The sequence below is a fragment of the Chryseotalea sp. WA131a genome, assembly GCA_025370075.1.
In the GTDB taxonomy this organism is placed as follows: domain Bacteria; phylum Bacteroidota; class Bacteroidia; order Cytophagales; family Cyclobacteriaceae; genus ELB16-189.
In genome coordinates this window covers 366506-384625 of record CP073016.1, presented here as the reverse complement: position 1 = coordinate 384625, position 18120 = coordinate 366506, and the positions used below count along the sequence as shown (strand labels likewise).

15 protein-coding genes are annotated in these 18120 nt (G+C 42.3%); 2 read left to right on the top strand and 13 right to left on the bottom strand.

Going from position 1 to position 18120, the window contains the following annotated elements; translation table 11 throughout:
• Positions 1-133: 133 nt before the first annotated feature.
• Positions 134-1795, top strand: coding sequence for an alpha-glucan family phosphorylase (glgP, locus tag KA713_01800; protein UXE67365.1), 1662 nt, complete (start codon positions 134-136; stop codon positions 1793-1795).
• Positions 1796-1879: 84 nt separating this feature from the next.
• Here glgP and KA713_01795 read toward each other — a convergent pair whose 3' ends face one another.
• Together KA713_01795 and KA713_01790 are read right to left on the bottom strand one after the other, a co-directional pair.
• Positions 1880-2854, bottom strand: coding sequence for an NADPH:quinone oxidoreductase family protein (locus tag KA713_01795; GenBank protein ID UXE67364.1), 975 nt, complete (start codon positions 2852-2854; stop codon positions 1880-1882).
• A gap of 28 nt (positions 2855-2882) precedes the next feature.
• Entirely contained in the window at positions 2883-3884 is a 1002-nt protein-coding gene (locus tag KA713_01790; GenBank protein UXE67363.1) for a galactose mutarotase, read from the bottom strand.
• A gap of 428 nt (positions 3885-4312) precedes the next feature.
• Here KA713_01790 and KA713_01785 point away from each other — a divergent pair, with 428 nt between their 5' ends.
• Complete coding sequence (locus tag KA713_01785; protein UXE67362.1) at positions 4313-4714, top strand: TerB family tellurite resistance protein; 402 nt, start codon at positions 4313-4315, stop codon at positions 4712-4714.
• Here the strand turns inward: KA713_01785 and KA713_01780 are convergent.
• The 11 genes from KA713_01780 to KA713_01730 all read right to left on the bottom strand — a co-directional run bounded on the left by KA713_01780 (position 4711) and on the right by KA713_01730 (position 18088).
• Positions 4711-5058: a translation initiation factor gene (locus KA713_01780; protein UXE67361.1), complete on the bottom strand. Its 348-nt coding sequence runs from the start codon at positions 5056-5058 to the stop codon at positions 4711-4713. The two genes, KA713_01785 and KA713_01780, sit on opposite strands and share 4 nt — an antisense overlap.
• A 108-nt stretch (positions 5059-5166) precedes the next feature.
• Complete coding sequence (locus KA713_01775; protein UXE67360.1) at positions 5167-5964, bottom strand: J domain-containing protein; 798 nt, start codon at positions 5962-5964, stop codon at positions 5167-5169.
• Positions 5965-6294: 330 nt separating this feature from the next.
• Positions 6295-8106 carry a DEAD/DEAH box helicase gene (locus KA713_01770; GenBank protein ID UXE67359.1) on the bottom strand — a complete coding sequence of 604 codons (1812 nt, stop codon included), beginning with the start codon at positions 8104-8106 and terminating at the stop codon, positions 6295-6297.
• 189 nt (positions 8107-8295) lie between these two features.
• Positions 8296-11166 (bottom strand): type I restriction endonuclease subunit R, encoded by a 2871-nt coding sequence (locus tag KA713_01765; GenBank protein ID UXE67358.1) that lies wholly within the window; start codon positions 11164-11166, stop codon positions 8296-8298.
• 54 nt (positions 11167-11220) lie between these two features.
• The gene (locus tag KA713_01760) at positions 11221-11616 is read right to left on the bottom strand and encodes a GxxExxY protein (GenBank protein ID UXE67357.1); all 396 of its coding nucleotides are present in this window, start codon (positions 11614-11616) and stop codon (positions 11221-11223) included.
• A 176-nt stretch (positions 11617-11792) separates the two neighbouring features.
• Entirely contained in the window at positions 11793-13067 is a 1275-nt protein-coding gene (locus KA713_01755; GenBank protein UXE67356.1) for a restriction endonuclease subunit S, read from the bottom strand.
• Positions 13068-13177: 110 nt separating this feature from the next.
• Positions 13178-14227 (bottom strand): virulence RhuM family protein, encoded by a 1050-nt coding sequence (locus KA713_01750; protein ID UXE67355.1) that lies wholly within the window; start codon positions 14225-14227, stop codon positions 13178-13180.
• Between the two features lie 13 nt (positions 14228-14240).
• Positions 14241-15809: a type I restriction-modification system subunit M gene (locus KA713_01745; GenBank protein UXE67354.1), complete on the bottom strand. Its 1569-nt coding sequence runs from the start codon at positions 15807-15809 to the stop codon at positions 14241-14243.
• Positions 15810-16181: 372 nt separating this feature from the next.
• The gene (locus KA713_01740) at positions 16182-16667 is read right to left on the bottom strand and encodes a hypothetical protein (GenBank protein ID UXE67353.1); all 486 of its coding nucleotides are present in this window, start codon (positions 16665-16667) and stop codon (positions 16182-16184) included.
• Positions 16598-17557 (bottom strand): hypothetical protein, encoded by a 960-nt coding sequence (locus tag KA713_01735; protein ID UXE67352.1) that lies wholly within the window; start codon positions 17555-17557, stop codon positions 16598-16600. The genes KA713_01740 and KA713_01735 overlap by 70 nt, the downstream gene beginning before the upstream one ends.
• Before the next feature lie 294 nt (positions 17558-17851).
• Positions 17852-18088, bottom strand: a complete 237-nt coding sequence (locus tag KA713_01730; protein UXE67351.1) for a hypothetical protein — start codon at positions 18086-18088, stop codon at positions 17852-17854.
• Between the last annotated feature and the right edge of the window lie 32 nt (positions 18089-18120).

The window sequence follows — 18120 nt, the reverse complement described above, 5'->3', positions numbered from 1 at the left end:
GTCTGTAAGATTAGCCAAAATCCGGCATTACAATCGATTGCGAAATGAAAAGTTAGACTTTATATCATTTGGGTAAACCTGTTTGCTCAGCATTTGTTAAGTTCGCAACCGTTTTTACCTAACCGCAAAACCCATGTTTGATTTAAGTACTCTTTTCCCCTACTCGTTCGATAAAAAATACAGCAAGCCCGTAGCCTACTTCTCCATGGAGTTTGCCATTGATCAACCTCTCAAAATTTACAGTGGCGGGCTTGGTTTTTTAGCGGGCTCGCACATGCGCAGTGCCTACGAACTAAAGCAAAACATGATCGGCATTGGCATTTTGTGGAAGAAGGGATACTACGATCAAGAGCGCAACCAAGATCAAACACTAAAGGCAACCTTCCGCGATAAAGATTATTCGTTCCTTACGGATACAGGCATTGTGTTCCCCATCACTATTCATGGAGCGCGGGTGTATGTAAAAGCAATGTTGCTAAAACCCGAGGTATTTAAGGCTGCACCTTTATTTTTGCTCACTACAGATATTCCAGAAAATGATTTTCTCGCGCAAACCATCAGTCATCGCTTATATGACCCCAACGAAACTACGCGCATTGCCCAATCGATTTTATTGGGTGTAGGCGGTGCCAAACTGTTGGATGTTTTGGAGCGGACTACGGAAATTTACCACATGAACGAAGGGCATGCGCTGCCGCTATGTTTTTATCTACTCGATAAATTCAACGACTTAGAAAAAGTGAAGAAGCGCGTGGTGTTTACAACGCATACGCCTGAAAAAGCTGGCAACGAAGAACACAGCATGCCTTTGTTAAATAGCATGAGTTTCTTCAATGGCACAACCCTAGATCAAGTAAACAAATTAGTTGCACCAGAAAATGGTGTGCTGAACTATACACTCACCGCCTTGCGCATGGCCAAAAAAGCAAATGGGGTGTCGGCCATTCATGGAGATGTGTCGAGAAAAATGTGGAATGGTTTTGCCAACATTTGTGAAATTAGCTCCATCACCAACGCACAAAACAAAACCTATTGGCAAGATCCTGAGTTGGAGAAAGCATTGACCAACGATGACGATAAAGCTCTGGCCGACCGCAAGAAAAAATTGAAGTACAAATTATTTCGGGTGGTGGCCAACCAAACCGGAAAGCTTTTTGACCCCAATGTGCTGACGCTGGTGTGGGCGCGCAGGTTTGCTGCTTACAAGCGTGCCAATTTGTTGCTTTCAGATTTTGATCGGTTTTTAAAAATCGTCAACAACCAAAAACATCCGATTCAAATCATTTGGGCTGGTAAACCCTACCCAGAAGATTACAACGCCATCAACATATTCAATGAAATTTATTGGAAGACAAAAGAGTTGAAGAATTGCACGGTGCTTACTGGGTATGAACTATGGCTCTCTGCCCATTTGAAAAAAGGATCTGACTTATGGCTTAATAATCCACGCATGTACCACGAAGCATCTGGCACTTCGGGCATGACGGCAGCCATGAATGGTTCGGTCAATCTTTCTATACCCGATGGTTGGGTGCCTGAGTTTTCGAAGCATGGCAAAAATTCATTCATCATCGAGAAAGCCGATGATATTTTGAGCATAGAGGAGCGCGATCGCAAAGAAGCGACTACACTTTATGAGTTATTGGAAAATGAAATCATTCCTATGTATTACGATTCACCGGCCAAGTGGAAAAAAATTGTGAAAGCAGGAATGAAAGATGTGTTGCCCTTCTTCGACTCTGGCCGCATGGCTACGGAGTATTACGAGCAGATGTATTTGCCCGAGATCAACTAAACCACGATCAACTGGAAATCGATAGATTCTTGCACCATAAAGTGCATAGTTTAATCTAACAACTCAAACTAATAAAATTCAACACTAAATCCTAACCACTGCCTTGCCTATCACTTTTCTATCCATCAAATCTTGTAAAGCACATGGTGCTTCTGCTAGCGGATAAATTTTATGAATGTGTTGTTTGATTTTTCCTTGGTCTATCCAACCCATCAACTCTATCAAATTTTGTTGAGCCAGTTGTGGCTCCCGTTCCGAAAAGCTTCCCCAGAACACGCCCACGAAGGAAGCACCTTTCAATAACGGTAGGTTGGCGGGTAGCAGTTGGATTTCGCCCGAAGCAAATCCTACTATCAAATGCCGTCCCTTCCACGAAATAGATCGAAACGCTTGCTCAGAAATGTTTCCTCCCACAGGATCATATATCACATCTACTCCTTTGTCGTGGGTGATTTCTTTAACGCGTGCACGCAGATCTTCTTTGGAATAGTCGATGACGAAATCTGCCCCTTTGGATTGACAAACAGAAAGCTTCTCTGCTGAAGAGGCTGCCGCAATTACCGTTGCGCCTATCAATTTCCCTAACTCGACTGCGGCCAAACCCACACCACCTGCCGCGCCCAATACCAAAAGTGTTTCACCCTGCTGCAAACGAGCTCTGTCTTTCAGCGCGTGGTAGGAGGTTCCGTAGGTATAAAGTGTAGTGGCTGCTGAAATGGCATCCAACGAAGGTGGTATTTTAAAAACTCGATTCGCTTTTACCACTACCTTTTCTGCAAAGCCGCCCCATCCACACAAGGCTACTACCCGATCACCGACTTTAAACTGCGTAATGTTCTCTCCTACTTGGTCAATTGTGCCACCTACCTCGCCACCAGGCGAAAACGGAAGCTCGGGTTTGAATTGATATCTGTTTTGAATGATCAACACATCCGGAAAGTTTACTCCACAGGCCTCCACCCGAATGCGAACTTGATCGTCCACAGCATCTGGTTCGGGTATGTCCATCAGTTTTAATTGATTGGGCAATCCAAATGAAGAACAAAGAACAGCTTTCATGGCAGCGGTTTAAAGATAGTTCAAGCAATTAATAAATCCCAAACTTGTAAATGGTTTGTTGGTGATACGTTTCTCCTGGTCGCAAAACAGTACTCGGAAAATTGGGGTGATTAGGTGAATCTGGAAAATGCTGTGCCTCCAAACAAAAACCAGAGCGAAAAGCATATTGTTGGCCTTGCTTGCCCCCTTCTTTTCCGTTCAAAAAGTTGCCTGAATAAAATTGAAGCCCAGGCTCTGTAGTCCATACTTCCATCGTTCTTCCCGTCATCGGTTCATAAGCTAGGGCGGCCAAACTCAATGCGTGGTCTTTGTTCAACACCCAACAATGGTCGTAACCATTGCCCACTCGCAATTGAATATCATCTTGGTTTATCCGCGAACCGATCTCAGTTAGTTCTGTGAAATCGAAAGGAGTATTTCGCACCAACTGCAATTGTCCTAGTGGAACCAATGTTTCATCAACTGGGCAAAACTGATTAGCATCAATCATCAATTGATGATTTAAAACATCACCCTCTCCTTTCAAATTAAAAAAAGAATGATGCGTCAAGTTTACTATCGTTGGGGCATCCGTGGTAGCATGATAGTCAATTTTCAATTCGTTTGCTTCCGTAAGTTGATACATTACCTGGCAAAGTAGGTTGCCCGGAAAACCCGCTTCGCCATTGGGACTTTGGTACTGCAATTGTATTTCATTATTTGATTGGTGAAGCACTTCCCACACTGCATTGTGAAAACCAATGGGGCCACCATGCAGACAATTACCCTGATTATTGGTCGGCAATCGGTAGTCCTTACCATCCAATGAAAATTTCCCCTTCGCCAATCGGTTTCCAAACCGGCCGATGAGCGAACCGAAATAAGGATTGCCATTTGCATATCCTTCTGGTGTATCATAGCCTAACACCACATCGCCTAGCAATCCGTTGCGATCTGGCACAAAGAGCGACATCACCCGGCCACCAAAATTAGTTACACGCATACTGCACCCGTGGCGATTGGTGAGTGTACAATCAAAGATTTCGGCCATGTAAATCGAATGTTGGGCTAATTTCGAGAAGTTTTATTTGGAAACAAATTGGTGAGGGAGATCAAACCCCACCGAGAGTTTTAGACCCATGCACTTGCTGATGTAATTTGAATAGTGTTACTTTGAAAATCACTTAAACTCTATTGTTATGTCAAAAGGAATGGACAAAAAGAAAGAGACTAAAAAACCTGCCGCTAAAACGCTAAAGGAAAAGCGAGCCGAAAAAAAAGCTAAAAAAGAAGGCAGAAGTTAATACTCTCAACCAGATCAAAAAGCCACCCCATCGGGTGGCTTTTTCATTTTCTTCCCAATCCGATCTGCGCCACTCCAATATTGGGAATAATATTAGAAAAAACCCTTGTTTCACGCATTTTTCAACGCATTTTGGATTGGCACAATCTTGATGCCTAGGGTGGATATATACTAATATGACCCAGCAACTTTTTAACCAATTGCTTTTTTTAATTGTGCATGCCAACAACGTTGTGCACGAGCGTGAGATTTTTTTAGCTAAAAATCTTTCAAGTTTGCATGGTTTTGAAAGCACTTCGCTATTGGATGAATTCAATGCCTTGGAAAAAGTAGATCGCTATCAATTGCTCGAAAATTCAGTAGTTGAACTCAAGAAACTACCGAAAGAAGAGCAAGTGAATGCCATCGCTGTCTTGTGCATTGTTGCAAATGCTGATGGTTGTATGGACAAAGAAGAATGGCAACTGATCTATTCTATCTATCACAGCGAACTACGGCTAAAACTCGAGGATGTCCTCAAATCACAACGGGCGTACATAACTGAAATGAGATCAAAGCAATTGTATTTAGAGGCCTAGCCAACACGCTTTGCTTTGTAGCCTTCTTTGGTCAGCACGGCCACTACTTTATCGCGCAAGTCACCCTGAATTAAAATCTCGCCATCTTTGGTAGAGCCACCAACACTACATTTTGTCTTCAATAATTTGGTAAGCGTTTCAATTGCCTCTGTCTTTCCAACAAAGCCAGCCACCAGCGTAACTTGTTTGCCCGCTCGTCCATTTTTATCCAACAGCACTTTCAAGTTCTGTTGCTGCGGGGGAAGGGTTTCAGCTTCTTCGCCTTGTGAGTATTGAAACGAAAAATTTTGGTCGGTGGAGTAAACCACTCCATCCCGCTTTTTCCAATCGTTGTTTTTAGGCATATGAACAAATCGTTGAATAATGACTTTTATAAAATGCTACCACTGATTCATAGATTCTGCGATTATATTACAGTACATCTGCGAATCTGTGGCTACAAATTCTCTACTCTAAAACGCATGAATCTTTAAAAACAAGCTATTCAAAATAATCAGTAAAAAATTCATCACCCCCAAGTTAAACCGAAACTCCACTCCTTTCCAATAAAAAGTCCCAATCAAAGAAGTTATCAATAAAAAGAAAGGAGCAAATATAAAATTACCGTAAATGGTGATGGGCACACCTGCTTGAAATTTAGTTTGTTCGTTTTCAATTTTGGTTGGAACAGAAAAAAATGGTGAGCGATACAAGTTGATGACTTCTCCGGCTGTAAATTCTTCCAGCGATTGGCCAGCTAGCGTAAAAACCTCGTCATCGTTGATTTTAACCTTCACAGATTCGCTGCCCAGTTTTTTCTCTACTGCTTTTATCACCTGCGAATGTTTATCGGCTTGCAAAGAATAATCGGCCAACAAGGCAATCGAAAACAAAAAAGCTAGCCGCGAGAACAAAACAGCATACTGCACATGTGCATCTATAAATTCGTAATATGGTTTTTTTTTGGCACGCACTTCTTTGATATACTCGGCTGACTTGGGTCGGTAGCGAGGATCGCGGTGCGGTTTGTTAACCATTGGTTGTGCGGAAACCTGGGGCTCGGTTCCAGCCAACATTTTATCATACACTACTTTTCGAATCGGATCTCCCAACACTTCATAAGCTTCGTTTATCTCTACGAAAAAGGAAGCCGCCTCCGATGATTTATTTTTATCGGGATGGTACAACAACGCCAAGTGGCGGTAAGCACGTTTTATATCTGCCTCCTGTGCGTAGGTGGCAATACCCAGTATGGCATAATAGTTTTTCAAGATCCCACTAAAACTTATGAATGTTTAAGAAGTACAAGTTGAACAAAAAGAAAATTTAACAATCCCCAATTAAAATCTAAATTCCACTCCTTCTCCCGTATAGAAAATCCCCACTGCAGGCTTCATTGATTTCTTGAATCATCACACAAGCAAGATAGCGACTTGCACCTAAAGAGGAATGCTTCGCCTTCCTCTTTTTTTTTACTGAAAAAAAAAGAGGCTGCCCTTTTAAGACAGCCTCTTTTTTTATCCATAACCAATTTTAGTAGTGCAATGGCTTTCTATTGTTACTAGCCTTTGCCTACTTTTGTTTGGCTCTGCCACATAGTTCTACCATCTCTTCTTCTTCTCTCTATCGCCACCGTAGCCCCCACTTCCGCCACCATACGAGCGCTTTCCTCCGCGGTCGCCACCACGATCACGATCGCCACCAAAGGAGCGGCTTCCACCTCTGTCTCCACCTCCATCAAAGGAGCGTCTCTTTCTCGGAGGGAAGTCTCCACCTTCTTTGCGTTCTCTTGGGGCATTGCTGGTCATCTCCAAGCGCACCTTGCGGCCACGCACTTCAATTCCCTCAAAGCCTTTCATGACTTTTTCAGTTACGTCTTTTTCCAATTCAAAGAAAGAGTACGCTCCTTTCAAGTCAATTTTACCAATTTTGGCCTTGTCGATTTCACCATAGTCGCAGATTAAACCCAGCAAGTCGCCCTTCTCCAATCCGTCCATCTTACCGATGTTGATGAAGATGCGATCGCCCGTGGAATAGCTTTCGCTGCCACCACCGTCATCAGAAAAAGTACGGCTGCGTTCGCTGCCGCTCTTATTCAAATCTTTGGCATCGCGGTAGTATTCCAAGAAACGATTGAACTCGATGGAAGCAAAACGTTTGATGATATCTTCTTTGCTTAAATCGCGAAGCTCATGATAAACTTCGGGCAAGAAGCTATCGATCTCTTCTTCGTTTACCTCTACATTTCGCATTTTCTGCGTAAGCGCCATTATCTTTTTCTGACATACCTCATCACCGGTTGGCACCGCCACTTTTGTAAACCTCCGTTTCAAGGCTTTTTCGATTTGGCTGATCTTGCCCATTTCTTTTTTAGAAACGATGGCCAGCGAAATACCCTTTTTTCCAGCACGGGCTGTTCGTCCGCTTCGGTGTGTATAGTATTCAATTTCATCTGGCAAGTTCATGTGGATCACGTGTGTGATGTTGCTCACGTCAATTCCACGAGCCGCTACATCGGTAGCTACCAACAACTGCAATGTTTTGTTTTTGAAACTCTTCATCACACGGTCGCGTTGTGCCTGCGTCAAATCCCCATGAAGGGCATCCGCATTGTAACCATCCTTCATCAAGTGATCGGCCACGCGTTGTGTATCGATTTTTGTGCGGCAAAAAATAACACCAAAAATATCGGTGGTGTAATCTACCATTCGCTTCAACGCCAAGTACTTATCGCGATCGTCCACCATGATAAATTGGTGATCGATGTTTTCGTTGCCTTGGTTGCGCTCACCCATCGTTAGTTCTTGTGGGTTGCTCATGTAGTTCTTCGAAATCTCACGCACTTCACGCGGCATGGTAGCGCTAAAGAGCCACACATTTTTTTCTTCCGGAGTGCTTGATAAAATTTCGTCAATGGCATCTTTAAAACCCATGTTCAACATTTCATCGGCTTCGTCTAATACCACATAGCTGATCGTGCTTAAGCTCACAACCCTGCGCTCAATCAAGTCGATGAGGCGACCGGGTGTAGCCACTATAATTTGTGCACCGCGCTTTACCTTTCTGATTTGCTCAGAAATACTGGCACCACCATACACCGTTACAATGTTTAAATCTTTTACCTTCTTAGAAAAATTTTCGAGGTCGGTAGTGATTTGTACACTCAACTCGCGAGTAGGCGCCAAGATTAACGCCTGCGTAGTGCGATTGCTTTCGTCAATTAATTGGATCAATGGGAGACCGAAAGCGGCCGTCTTTCCCGTACCCGTTTGTGCCAACCCAACGAGGTCGGTCTTTCCCTGTAACAGCACAGGGATCGCCTGTTCTTGAATAGGGGTAGGCGTTTCAAAGCCCAGTAGGCGGATTGCTTCCACCAATTGCTCTGAGAGCCCCAGAGCGTCAAATGATTTCATTAAGTATTGTTTTAAAAAATTTAAGCTGCAAATGTAACCTAATTAATTGAAAGTGATATTCTTAGCTATAAGGCCCCGTTCGCAATCCAAATCATAAGTGAAGTTGGTAAGTGCTACTGTTTTGTTTCGCGGATTGTGTTTTTCCTGCTTTTTAGACTGCGTAATGAAAAATGGGAATTTTCATTGACCCTACGCCACCATCCCTTGCACAAACACTTCCACAAACTCTTTCATCTTTTTTATAATCCTCTCTCCTATTTCCCTCGCTTGCAAAATGCTGGGGCGGTCGCCAAGGCATTTTAACACTTCATCGCGCAAGGGGTCTTGGCTGCTAAAGATGTAGGCATCTATCAAGGCTTTAAATTGTTCTTTGTCTAAGTGCTCGTCATCGCAAAGCTTGGCGAGTGCGAGTACTTTTTGTTCTTGCCAGTATTTTTCAAACTCGTCTTGTATGTTGTCGGCATTGTCAATCGTAGGTAAGTTCTCATCAATAAATTTTTCTATCAGTTCGCGTTTACTTCTTAGTTGTACTTCACTGCCAAGTAAATCCATAATTGCCTTTCGCTGCTTTTCGGCTTCCGATTTTTTGGCTTGCTTTAACTTAGCCAACAGTTTAATGATGTAGGCTACATTGATTATATCGCGGTGAATTAACTCTACTTCAAAGTCGATATCATTAAGGATGGATGTCTTTTCCTTTGAATTGTCGCGCCTTACCTTGTCGCGCAGATCAAGGTACTTGGTTTCGAATGACGTAAAGGTCTCTTCATCAATTCCCAGATTCGCCCAATTGAAATCGGTAAACGACTTCAGCACATTCTTAGCTCGCAATAGGGCACGGAAAGCCAGCACAAATGCAGCCTCTTCTTCCTCGCTTACCAGCTCATCCACGCTTTGCGGAGTTGGCGTTACCTTCAATAAATCTTGCAGTGCTTCATCAAATCGTTTGGCAATGACTTCATAAGGCGGAAGTATTACTTCTTCAATCGCCTCTTTGTTGGAGAATAGTGTAATCGCTTTGTCGGTGGCTTCTTTCAGATTGCGGAAGGCCAGAATGTTGCCCTGCGATTTCTTCTCACCAAAAATACGGTTGGTTCTTGAATAGGTTTGAATGAGGCCATGATGTTTCAGATTCTTATCCACGTAAAGTGTGTTTACCTTCTTTGCATCAAAGCCTGTAAGGAACATGTTTACCACCAGCAACAAATCGAGGCGATCTTTATCATCGTTAAAGGTTGCCTTCTCTCTTTCCTTTAATCGTTTGCTGATGTCTTTAAAATAGTTTTGAAATTGCTCGCTGTCTTTGGTAGAAAAAGCCGTGCCGTACATTTTATTGTAATCAGTGATGAACTCATCCAGCTTGTCGCGGGTGTGTTTCGATTGATAAGCTGCCTGCGGGTCTGCTGCCATAGCCAATTCCTCTTCCGGTAAAAAATCCTGGGCATCTTCATCGTCTTCATTGGCACCAAAAGTAAAGATGGTGGCAATGCGCAGATCGTGTTCGCCTGCCTCTTTCTTCTTCTTAAATAGCTCGTAGTATTTAATCAGGTTATTGATGCTGCTGGTGGAGAACAGCGCAGAGAATTCTTTGTTGAATGTTTTTTGATCGTGATAAGCAATAATGTAGTCCGCTATTTTGCCCAATCGCTTTTCATCATTCAGCACTTCGGGGCGGTCAATGTCTTCTACATCAATATCGATAAGTGTATTTCCCTTCTGTTTGTATTTGCCAATGTATTCTATACCAAAGCGCAACACGTTCTGATCGCGGATGGCATCGGTAATTACATACTTGTGCAGGCACTCGCCAAACAAATCTTTTGTGGTGCGTTTGCCATATTCGTTCTTGCTAGCGTTCTCTGCAAAGATCGGTGTACCCGTAAAGCCAAATAATTGTGCCTTGTGAAAATATTTTTTGATGCGCTCGTGCGTTTCGCCAAACTGCGTGCGGTGGCACTCATCAAAAATGAAGACAATCTTCTTATCGCGCAGTTGCGTGATCTTCTTTTCAAAGTGCGCTTTGCGTATGGCGTTGTTTAGCTTTTGAATGGTGGTGAGCACCAGTTTGGTATCATCACTAAGTTGCTTTACCAGAAGCGTAGTGTCTTCAGTAGCACTTACGCTATCCTTTTTAAAGACATTGAACTCCTGCATGGTTTGGTAATCGAGATCTTTACGGTCGACTACAAACACAACTTTGTGCACACCGGGCAAATCCATAATGATCTGACTTGCTTTAAACGAGGTAAGTGTTTTGCCCGAACCTGTAGTGTGCCAAATGTAGCCATTGTTATTGCTAGTGCTTACCTGTTGGATTATGGCTTCCACGGCAAAGTATTGATACGGCCGCAGCACCATCATGCTCTTAAACGTTTCATTCATCACCACATAGTGCGAAATGAATTTGCCTAAATGATCGGGATTTAGAAATGCTGCTGCAAATGCTGTCAGCTCAGTAATCTTCCTATTCTCTTTATCTCCCCAAAAGAATGTTTGCATTACAGATTGTAACTGATTATTCACTAAATATTTTGTATCCACCGCGTTGCTGATCACAAACAACTGCACATATTGAAACAACCCGTGATTGCTCCAGAACGAATGTTTCTGGTAACGATTGATCTGATTGAATGCTTCTTTGATCTCTATTCCTTTGCGCTTTAATTCTATTTGCACCAACGGCAAACCGTTTACCAACAGCGTAACATCATAGCGATTTAAAAAAGAGCCTTGCTGATTTACTTGATTGGTTACCTGATACCTGTTTTGCGACCAATCTTCATTATTGAAGAAGCGCACGTAAAACGAAGTGCCATCATCTTTGGTGAGACTAAACCGATCTCTTAATGTCTTTGCTTTTTCGAAGACAGTGCCTTTGGCGAGGTAGTTAAGGATGGAATTAAATTCCTTTACTGAGAACTTAGTGTTGTTGAATAATTCTAATTGTTCTTTGAGATTAGAAAGCAGCACATCGCCATCATGAACGGCAACAAATTGATAACCCAAGCCGGTAAGCTGCTGGATAAGGTTGTTTTCGATTATGGCTTCTGATTGCGGCAAATTGTCTGAATTTGGATTTGTTGGATTTGAGGATTATAGGATTAGGATATCTATCTATTTTTTGTAGTCTTTGTTTTCGGGATGGTTAACATTGTACACTCTTTTGAATTCTAAACTCTTTGCTCCGAAATTAATCAGTAAACCAACGGGAAGATTGTAGGCTTGGCAGTAGTTCATGGCTTGCGCGAGATGTACATCTTCCAATTTAATGATTGCTTTTAGTTCCACCATAATTTTCTCCTCTACGAAAAAATCGACTCGCCTTGTGCCTATTTTCCTGCCCTCATAAAATATTTCCATCTCCATCTCGCGTTGAAATCCCAATCCCTGCATCTCCATTTCAATAGCCATGGCACGCTGATATATCACTTCCTGAAAACCATTACCTAATGTGCTATGTACTTTCATAGCGCAACCAATTATTTTCCTGGTGACTTCTTCGTACTTCATTGTCAATTGTCTGAATTTGGATTTTTAGGATGTTAAGATTTTAGGATTTCTTTCCATTGTCAGAATTAGGATTTCTTGGATTTGAAGATTATAGGATTTTTTATCATTTATGTTACTTACTAATATATTTTTTTAATCCTTTCATCCTTAAATCATACAAATCCTAATTCTGACAATTACACAAACATCTGCTGCAACAGCCCTTTTTTAAACGTTTGGGTTTTTTCTATTTGAATAGCCACGCTTTCTATTTTGGTATCGATAGCTGATAGGAAGCTGGCGATTTTTTGTTGCTCTTCTTTGCATGGAAACGGAATCTTAAACTTTTTTAAGTCACTTCCATTTATTGAATTAATTGTAGCGCCAAGATTTTTATGAACTTCATCTTTGTAACTATCTGTATCGAAATAATGGAACAGAAAGGAGTTGAAATAACTACGATAAACTGTCATAAAAGCGCCAAAGGCAACACCAGCATTTTCTCTATCGATTAAGGCATTTTTACCAATTAGATTTTTGCTTCCATTTCGAACGCAAATTAGAATGTCGTTTTCCTTAACTGGATTGAATTCACCAGCACTCACTTTCACATAAACATTGTCTTCAAATGTCAACCTTCTATTCTGAACATTAGATGATCGTAATACTAACACCCCGTCCGCATTAACGTCCATAGGACTATATGTTAATCCGGAAACAATATCTCCAATATCCCCCAACCTCTTCTCCTCCCACTTCGGGTACGCTTTTCCATTCTCATCTTTAAAGCGCAATTGTCTGCACTGTGATTTTGAATGATTTTTTTGATTGCCTTGATTTGACAAGCCATCATGGCCATCACCGGAATCAGAAGAATCATAGTGCAGACAAAAGAGTTGCTGCATCACTCCTTTTTTGTATTGCTCCAGCAATTCTTTTTTGCGCGTGAGCTGGTGTATCTTTTCATCTACCGCTGATAAGAAGGATGCGATTTTTTGTTGTTCGGGGAGGGAGGGGAAAATGAGTAATCCCGAAGAGACAACGTCCCAATCGGCACGGGGCATTTTAGACCCTGATGAAAGATTTGCTAAGTCAACAAAAGTATTTCTCTGAACTATTTGATAAAGAAAATTATTTGAGATCCCATTTCCTGTTAATACCCAAATTTCAGAAGAACAAACGCCATCAAAAGGTGCTAATAAGAATTTTTTGAGGTACGGCCTGAGCTTTCCAAAAAGAACATCCCCTTTGCGAAATGTATTTTTGATACTCGCCAATTCTTTGGCATTCGCAAATCCTAATAATTGCCCAGTCTCTGACGATAAATGCTCTAGCTCAATGCATTTAGTTGAACCCTCATCTCTTGCAGGGTTATATTTGCCAGATTTATTACTGACAACTTCCCCAAGTTTTTTATTAATCCAGTCGCCCTTAAACTCCTTAAACCTTAACTTCGGTACTGCCTTGCTCATATTGTCTGCACTATGATTTGTTTGATTCTTGTGATTGACGTGAATTTCCTTTCATCTTAGTTAGTGGTTATCAGTTTTCATCTTAATCATATTAATCACAAAAATCATAGTTAAGATTTGTGTGATGGCTTTGATTTTTTTGAAGTTGGCTTAGTCACTGGCTTTGCTTTTATTTTTTCTTCCAGTGCTTTGAGTTCTGCCAGATCGGTAGCATCGGCTTGTTGGGCTTCGTATTGTTTTCTTTCGGTATCAAATTTTTCGTATTGGGCTTCTACCAATTTTTCCATTTGGGCATGGCTCAGGCTGCCCGCATGCGTGAGCAGTTGTTTATCACTTAGCGCAATAATTTTATCCACGTTATCTCGCCAAAAGTCCATTAACAGGTCTTGCTTGTTCTTGGCGCGCAGTTCTGCAGTTTCCAAAAACACGGTTACTAATCTGTTCAGGCTGTCCAGTTCATCATGATTCAGATAATTTTTAGCGATGTAAATATCCTGCTTGCGCACTACGGTTCTTTTCCAACTGGTGAGCGCCATGTTGGGCGCACCGGCATTGGCACGGCTCACCACAATTTCTGCTGCTGTTTTAGAGGTAATGGCAAACAGCAATTTATTTTGCGTTTCGGCATAAAACATTTGGGTGGCTTTATCGGTGGCATCGTAGTCGCTACTCAGAGCAAACAGATCGCGCACTTTTTGGTAGAATCTTTTTTCTGAGGCGCGTATGTCGCGTATGCGTGCGAGCAATTCATCAAAGTAGTCGGGGCGGCCATCTGGGTTTTTCAGGCGCTCATCATCCATCACAAAACCCTTCACCATGTACTCTTTCAGGTTGCGGTTAGCCCATTGGCGGAATTGTGTACCCCGCTTGCTGCGCACGCGGAAACCAATGGCCAGTATCATATCAAGGCTGTAGAAGGTAACTTCGTAATTCTTGCCATCTGCGGCAGTTGTTAAGTAATTCTTAATAACTGAATTTGCCAGTAACTCACTATCTTCCAATATATTAGATATATGCATGCTGATGTTGGGCACCGAGGTGTCAAAAAGTTCGGCCAGTTGGTTTTGGTTCATCCATACGGTGCCATCTTTAGTTAAAAGTGAAACGGACGCTTTACCATCCTGTGTTTTGTATATAATAATGTTTTTTTCTTCAGCCATATTCAATGCTTTTTTAAAAGGGAGTATCAATTCCCAACTCTTTACAAAACTTTTCAATAGTTACATCAGTAGCTTTCATATCCACTTCCATCTTCTTCAATTCTTTTGCTACCGCTTTTAAGTTCACGGCTTCTTCTTCTTCAAACGTATCTACATAGCGGGGTATGTTCAGGTTGTAGTCGTTCTCGGCTATTTCACCGAGCGAAGCTACGTAACTGTATTTATCTTCGGCAGTGCGAGTCTTATACGTTTTAATGATTTTATCGATGTCCTCCGAGCGCAATACGTTTTGTGTTTTTACTTTTTCAAAATGCTGGCTGGCATCTATAAATAAAATGCTGCCGGCATCCGGCCGCTTTTTCTTTAGCACCAAAATGCACGTGGGTATGCCCGTACCGTAAAAAATATTGGAGGGCAAGCCAATCACGGCATCGAGGTAGTTCTTTTCTTTGATCAGGTACTCGCGTATGTGGCCTTCGGCACCTCCACGGAACAGCACACCGTGAGGCAACACACATGCCATGGTGCCGCCATCTGCCAGTTGGTGTATCATGTGCTGCACAAAGGCAAAGTCTGCTGTGCCTTTTGGTGCAAGCCTTCCATAAGGTGCATAGCGGTCGTCACTCATAAACAAAGGGCTGGCACTCCACTCGGCAGAGAAAGGCGGGTTGGCAACAATGGCATCAAAGCGCAGGTCGAGGTGGGCAGGGCGCTCCAGCGTGTCTTCGTTTTTAATGTCAAACTTTTTGTAGTGCACGTTGTGCATGATCATGTTCATGCGGCACAAGTTGTAAGTGGTGGGGTTGCTCTCCTGCCCGTAAAACTTGCCAATGTTTTTTTCATTTACTTCTTTGGCCACGCGCAATAACAACGAGCCGGAGCCACACGTGGGGTCGTAAACATTTTTGAGTTTGGTTTTGCCCGTAGTAACCAGGCGCGCCAATACGGTGCTTACTTGTTGAGGTGTATAAAACTCACCGGCCTTCTTGCCTGCCCCGCTGGCAAACTTGCCAATGAGGTATTCGTAGGCATCGCCCAGCACATCGCTTTCGGTATTGTGCAAATCAAAATCAATATCCTGCAAGTGCGTGAGTACTTTTACAATCAATTCATTTTTGTCGTTCTCACTTTTGCCGAGCTTGCTGCTGGTGAGGTCAAGGTCTTCGAAGAGGTTGCCAAACTCTTCTTCGCTGGCCGTGCCCATGGTGCTCTGCTCAATGTGCGTGAGAATCTTGGTGAGGTCGTCCAATATAAACTTAGGCTTGCCTTCGGAGTTTCCCCTGCGGGCAATTTCACTGAAGAGTTCATCGGGTTCAAGGAAGTAGCCGAGGGCATCCAGGGCTTCATCTTTCACAGCGGCAAGCAAGGCTTTTTTGTCTTTGCGATTCTTTAGCTGATCGTAGGTAATATTATCAGGCTTTAAAATGTGAGTGGCATAGTCGTACATCTTCTCGCTCAGGTATTTGTAGAAGATGAAGCCAAGAATGTAATCGCGGAAATCGTCTGCGTCCATTTTGCCGCGCAGGGTGTCGGCTATTTTCCAGAGTTGTTGTTCGAGTTGTTGTTTTTTGTCTTCGGCCATTCGCTTTCCAATTCGCTTTCTACTAATGAAAATAATTAGTGGAAATGTACGCCAGAAATTGCTTATAAAAAACGGGGGGTTATCAAGTTTCTCAGAAGGAAACGAGAATTATTTGAGGTTTTAAAACATCAATGAATAGTAAAGAGTCATCTCAGGGGCTGAGGTGATTGTTGATCCTGAAAGAAACCTCAGGCTTGGGTGGGTTTGAAAATACAAAATGAAAAAAAGCGGTCGGTAATAGCCGACCGCGGGGGAATTTGTGAGGAACTAAAATTTGTTTGGTGGAGCAGCCCAAGTCCAAATACGCAGTTATCTCAAAATTAAAAACGGAAAAAGGGAAAAATGATAGGATGCTGAGCATCTATCAAATTATTAAAACGTGAGAATCTTTGTAATTGGATCCATCTCTATTGTCAACCTATTATTATCCAATCTCGAGCGAACCCCTTCGGCATTGGGATTGACATCACTTATTTCAATTCTCTTGATTATGGTTCCTTCTTCGATTAATATTGAAACACGGTAAGGATATTTAACACCTCTGTTGTCAAGAGGTATGTTTGCTAATGGATAATCGAAAGTGAAAGTGCGTTGAATTTGATTGGGCACTTTAACATTTGCGACAAATTTATCAATTGGTTGATATTGATATGACTTTGCAGGAGCATACACTGTATAACCCAACCAACCTCGGCCTTTACAGTTAAATATCCAATTTGTACCACATCCCTTAAGGTTTGCTTCTACAAGTACTGCATTATCGCCAGAATAGGATGCGCCATTTCCAACTAGACCAGAGCCGCAGTTTGCCGTGTTGATAGTAATCTGAGGCGGGGTGAGCACATTGCTATTTCCCATCCAAGGGGCAATGGATATAGCCGATCAACCCTGCGATTCGCATTGCAATTTTCATCGCTTTCATAGAAGTTGTAGGTAAATGTATGAAAAGTTGGTACACTCGCTAAGGGTGTGATGCTCACATCAAGGGTATAGTCAACACGTGGGTTTGCGGAGACTAAAACAGTTTGAGTTGGCATCTTTTCATACTTGTAACCCCACCATAAGAGCCTTTTTTTCCTTGACCAAGGTTCAGCCGAAAGGTCAATTGTAGTAGGTGTTGTTATTGTTTCAAGGTAAGAGTCAGGAATCCTCACCGTCACTTGATTAGATGAAAATCCCAATGGTGTGAGTTCGGTAGCGTTGCGGCCTATTTTTAAATTGTATGGCCTAAAGCCTAAAAAATTTCCCCGGATTGCTACAACAGGTTCTTCCAACCCGATCCTAAAGACAAGTGGCGTGGGGTATACAAACCGCGGTTCTTTTTTCCTTACCAATAATGTTGTCGTATTGTAGGCTACGATATCCGCCTCCCCAGCGGCAACTCGAGCTGCTTCAATAGCACCAGCCTCCACCAAACGTATTGTTTCCTGTGACATTCGAATAAACGATTCAGTGTCTTCAACTATCCTTCGTTCTAGCGCGTTGAGTTGATCGATTGTTTCGGTTAAACGATTTTTTAATCTTCGATCCCACTGGGCAGCTAAACCATTTGCTGTCGAAAGCAAATTAGTAAGTTGAGCATGAATTTGACCTGAAACAGTTCCAATCGTAGCTTCTAAGCTACCGAGTAGACTTTTCAACCCCACAAAAGTCAACCCGATACCTATAGGACCGGCTACACGCTGTGACTGGGCATTTCGGTATAATTCAACCCGTTGGTCAGCCGCCTTTTGGTCAGTCTTTTGCATATGCGGCTGGGAGCCAAAAGGGGTTTTTGTAACATACTTTGAGATGTCATAGTCGGTCGGTCCAAAAGTCATTATTTCTTGGCGACTAAAAGTACTCACCGGTTCAAAAGTTCTACGTGAACATGAGGATGTCGCCATCAAAAGGAATAACATAAAATAGAATTCTGATTTCACGGTTTTTGGAATTAGAATTTGCAAAAAGTTTAAATCGCTCTAGATTTATTGGGTTACATCAAGAGATTTCTTTCAAATCTTTATTTTTCTTTTTGGCCTTGAGAAGTTCGTTCTGTTCTTTTAGTTTATCCAATTCTGGTTATTGACGATGACAATACTCTTCACATTTTCCTTTAATATTTTCACAGATTTGCCGTGGCTCGTCATAAATAAAATGGCTACTCCATCATCGTGTACAATGCGGCCGTTATATGAATTCGTTGCGGTCTCTATTTTATAAAGTGTCGTGTCATGTATGGGCTTCTCTGATGATGTTTGAGTTTGCACGCCTGAAAATAATTTCAACAAAATTTCCATAGGTTTAGGCATAGTGGCAACCATCTGATTTT

Excerpts from the sequence above, each read along its gene's own strand:
- glgP (UXE67365.1), top strand. The coding sequence starts at position 134 with ATGTTTGATTTAAGTACTCTTTTCCCCTACTCGTTCGATAAAAAATAC.
- KA713_01795 (UXE67364.1), bottom strand. The coding sequence starts at position 2,854 with ATGAAAGCTGTTCTTTGTTCTTCATTTGGATTGCCCAATCAATTAAAA.
- KA713_01790 (UXE67363.1), bottom strand. The coding sequence starts at position 3,884 with ATGGCCGAAATCTTTGATTGTACACTCACCAATCGCCACGGGTGCAGT.
- KA713_01785 (UXE67362.1), top strand. The coding sequence starts at position 4,313 with ATGACCCAGCAACTTTTTAACCAATTGCTTTTTTTAATTGTGCATGCC.
- KA713_01780 (UXE67361.1), bottom strand. The coding sequence starts at position 5,058 with ATGCCTAAAAACAACGATTGGAAAAAGCGGGATGGAGTGGTTTACTCC.
- KA713_01770 (UXE67359.1), bottom strand. The coding sequence starts at position 8,106 with ATGAAATCATTTGACGCTCTGGGGCTCTCAGAGCAATTGGTGGAAGCA.
- KA713_01760 (UXE67357.1), bottom strand. The coding sequence starts at position 11,616 with ATGAAGTACGAAGAAGTCACCAGGAAAATAATTGGTTGCGCTATGAAA.
- KA713_01755 (UXE67356.1), bottom strand. The coding sequence starts at position 13,067 with ATGAGCAAGGCAGTACCGAAGTTAAGGTTTAAGGAGTTTAAGGGCGAC.
- KA713_01750 (UXE67355.1), bottom strand. The coding sequence starts at position 14,227 with ATGGCTGAAGAAAAAAACATTATTATATACAAAACACAGGATGGTAAA.
- KA713_01745 (UXE67354.1), bottom strand. The coding sequence starts at position 15,809 with ATGGCCGAAGACAAAAAACAACAACTCGAACAACAACTCTGGAAAATA.
- KA713_01740 (UXE67353.1), bottom strand. The coding sequence starts at position 16,667 with ATGGGAAATAGCAATGTGCTCACCCCGCCTCAGATTACTATCAACACG.
- KA713_01735 (UXE67352.1), bottom strand. The coding sequence starts at position 17,557 with ATGCAAAAGACTGACCAAAAGGCGGCTGACCAACGGGTTGAATTATAC.
- KA713_01730 (UXE67351.1), bottom strand. The coding sequence starts at position 18,088 with ATGGAAATTTTGTTGAAATTATTTTCAGGCGTGCAAACTCAAACATCA.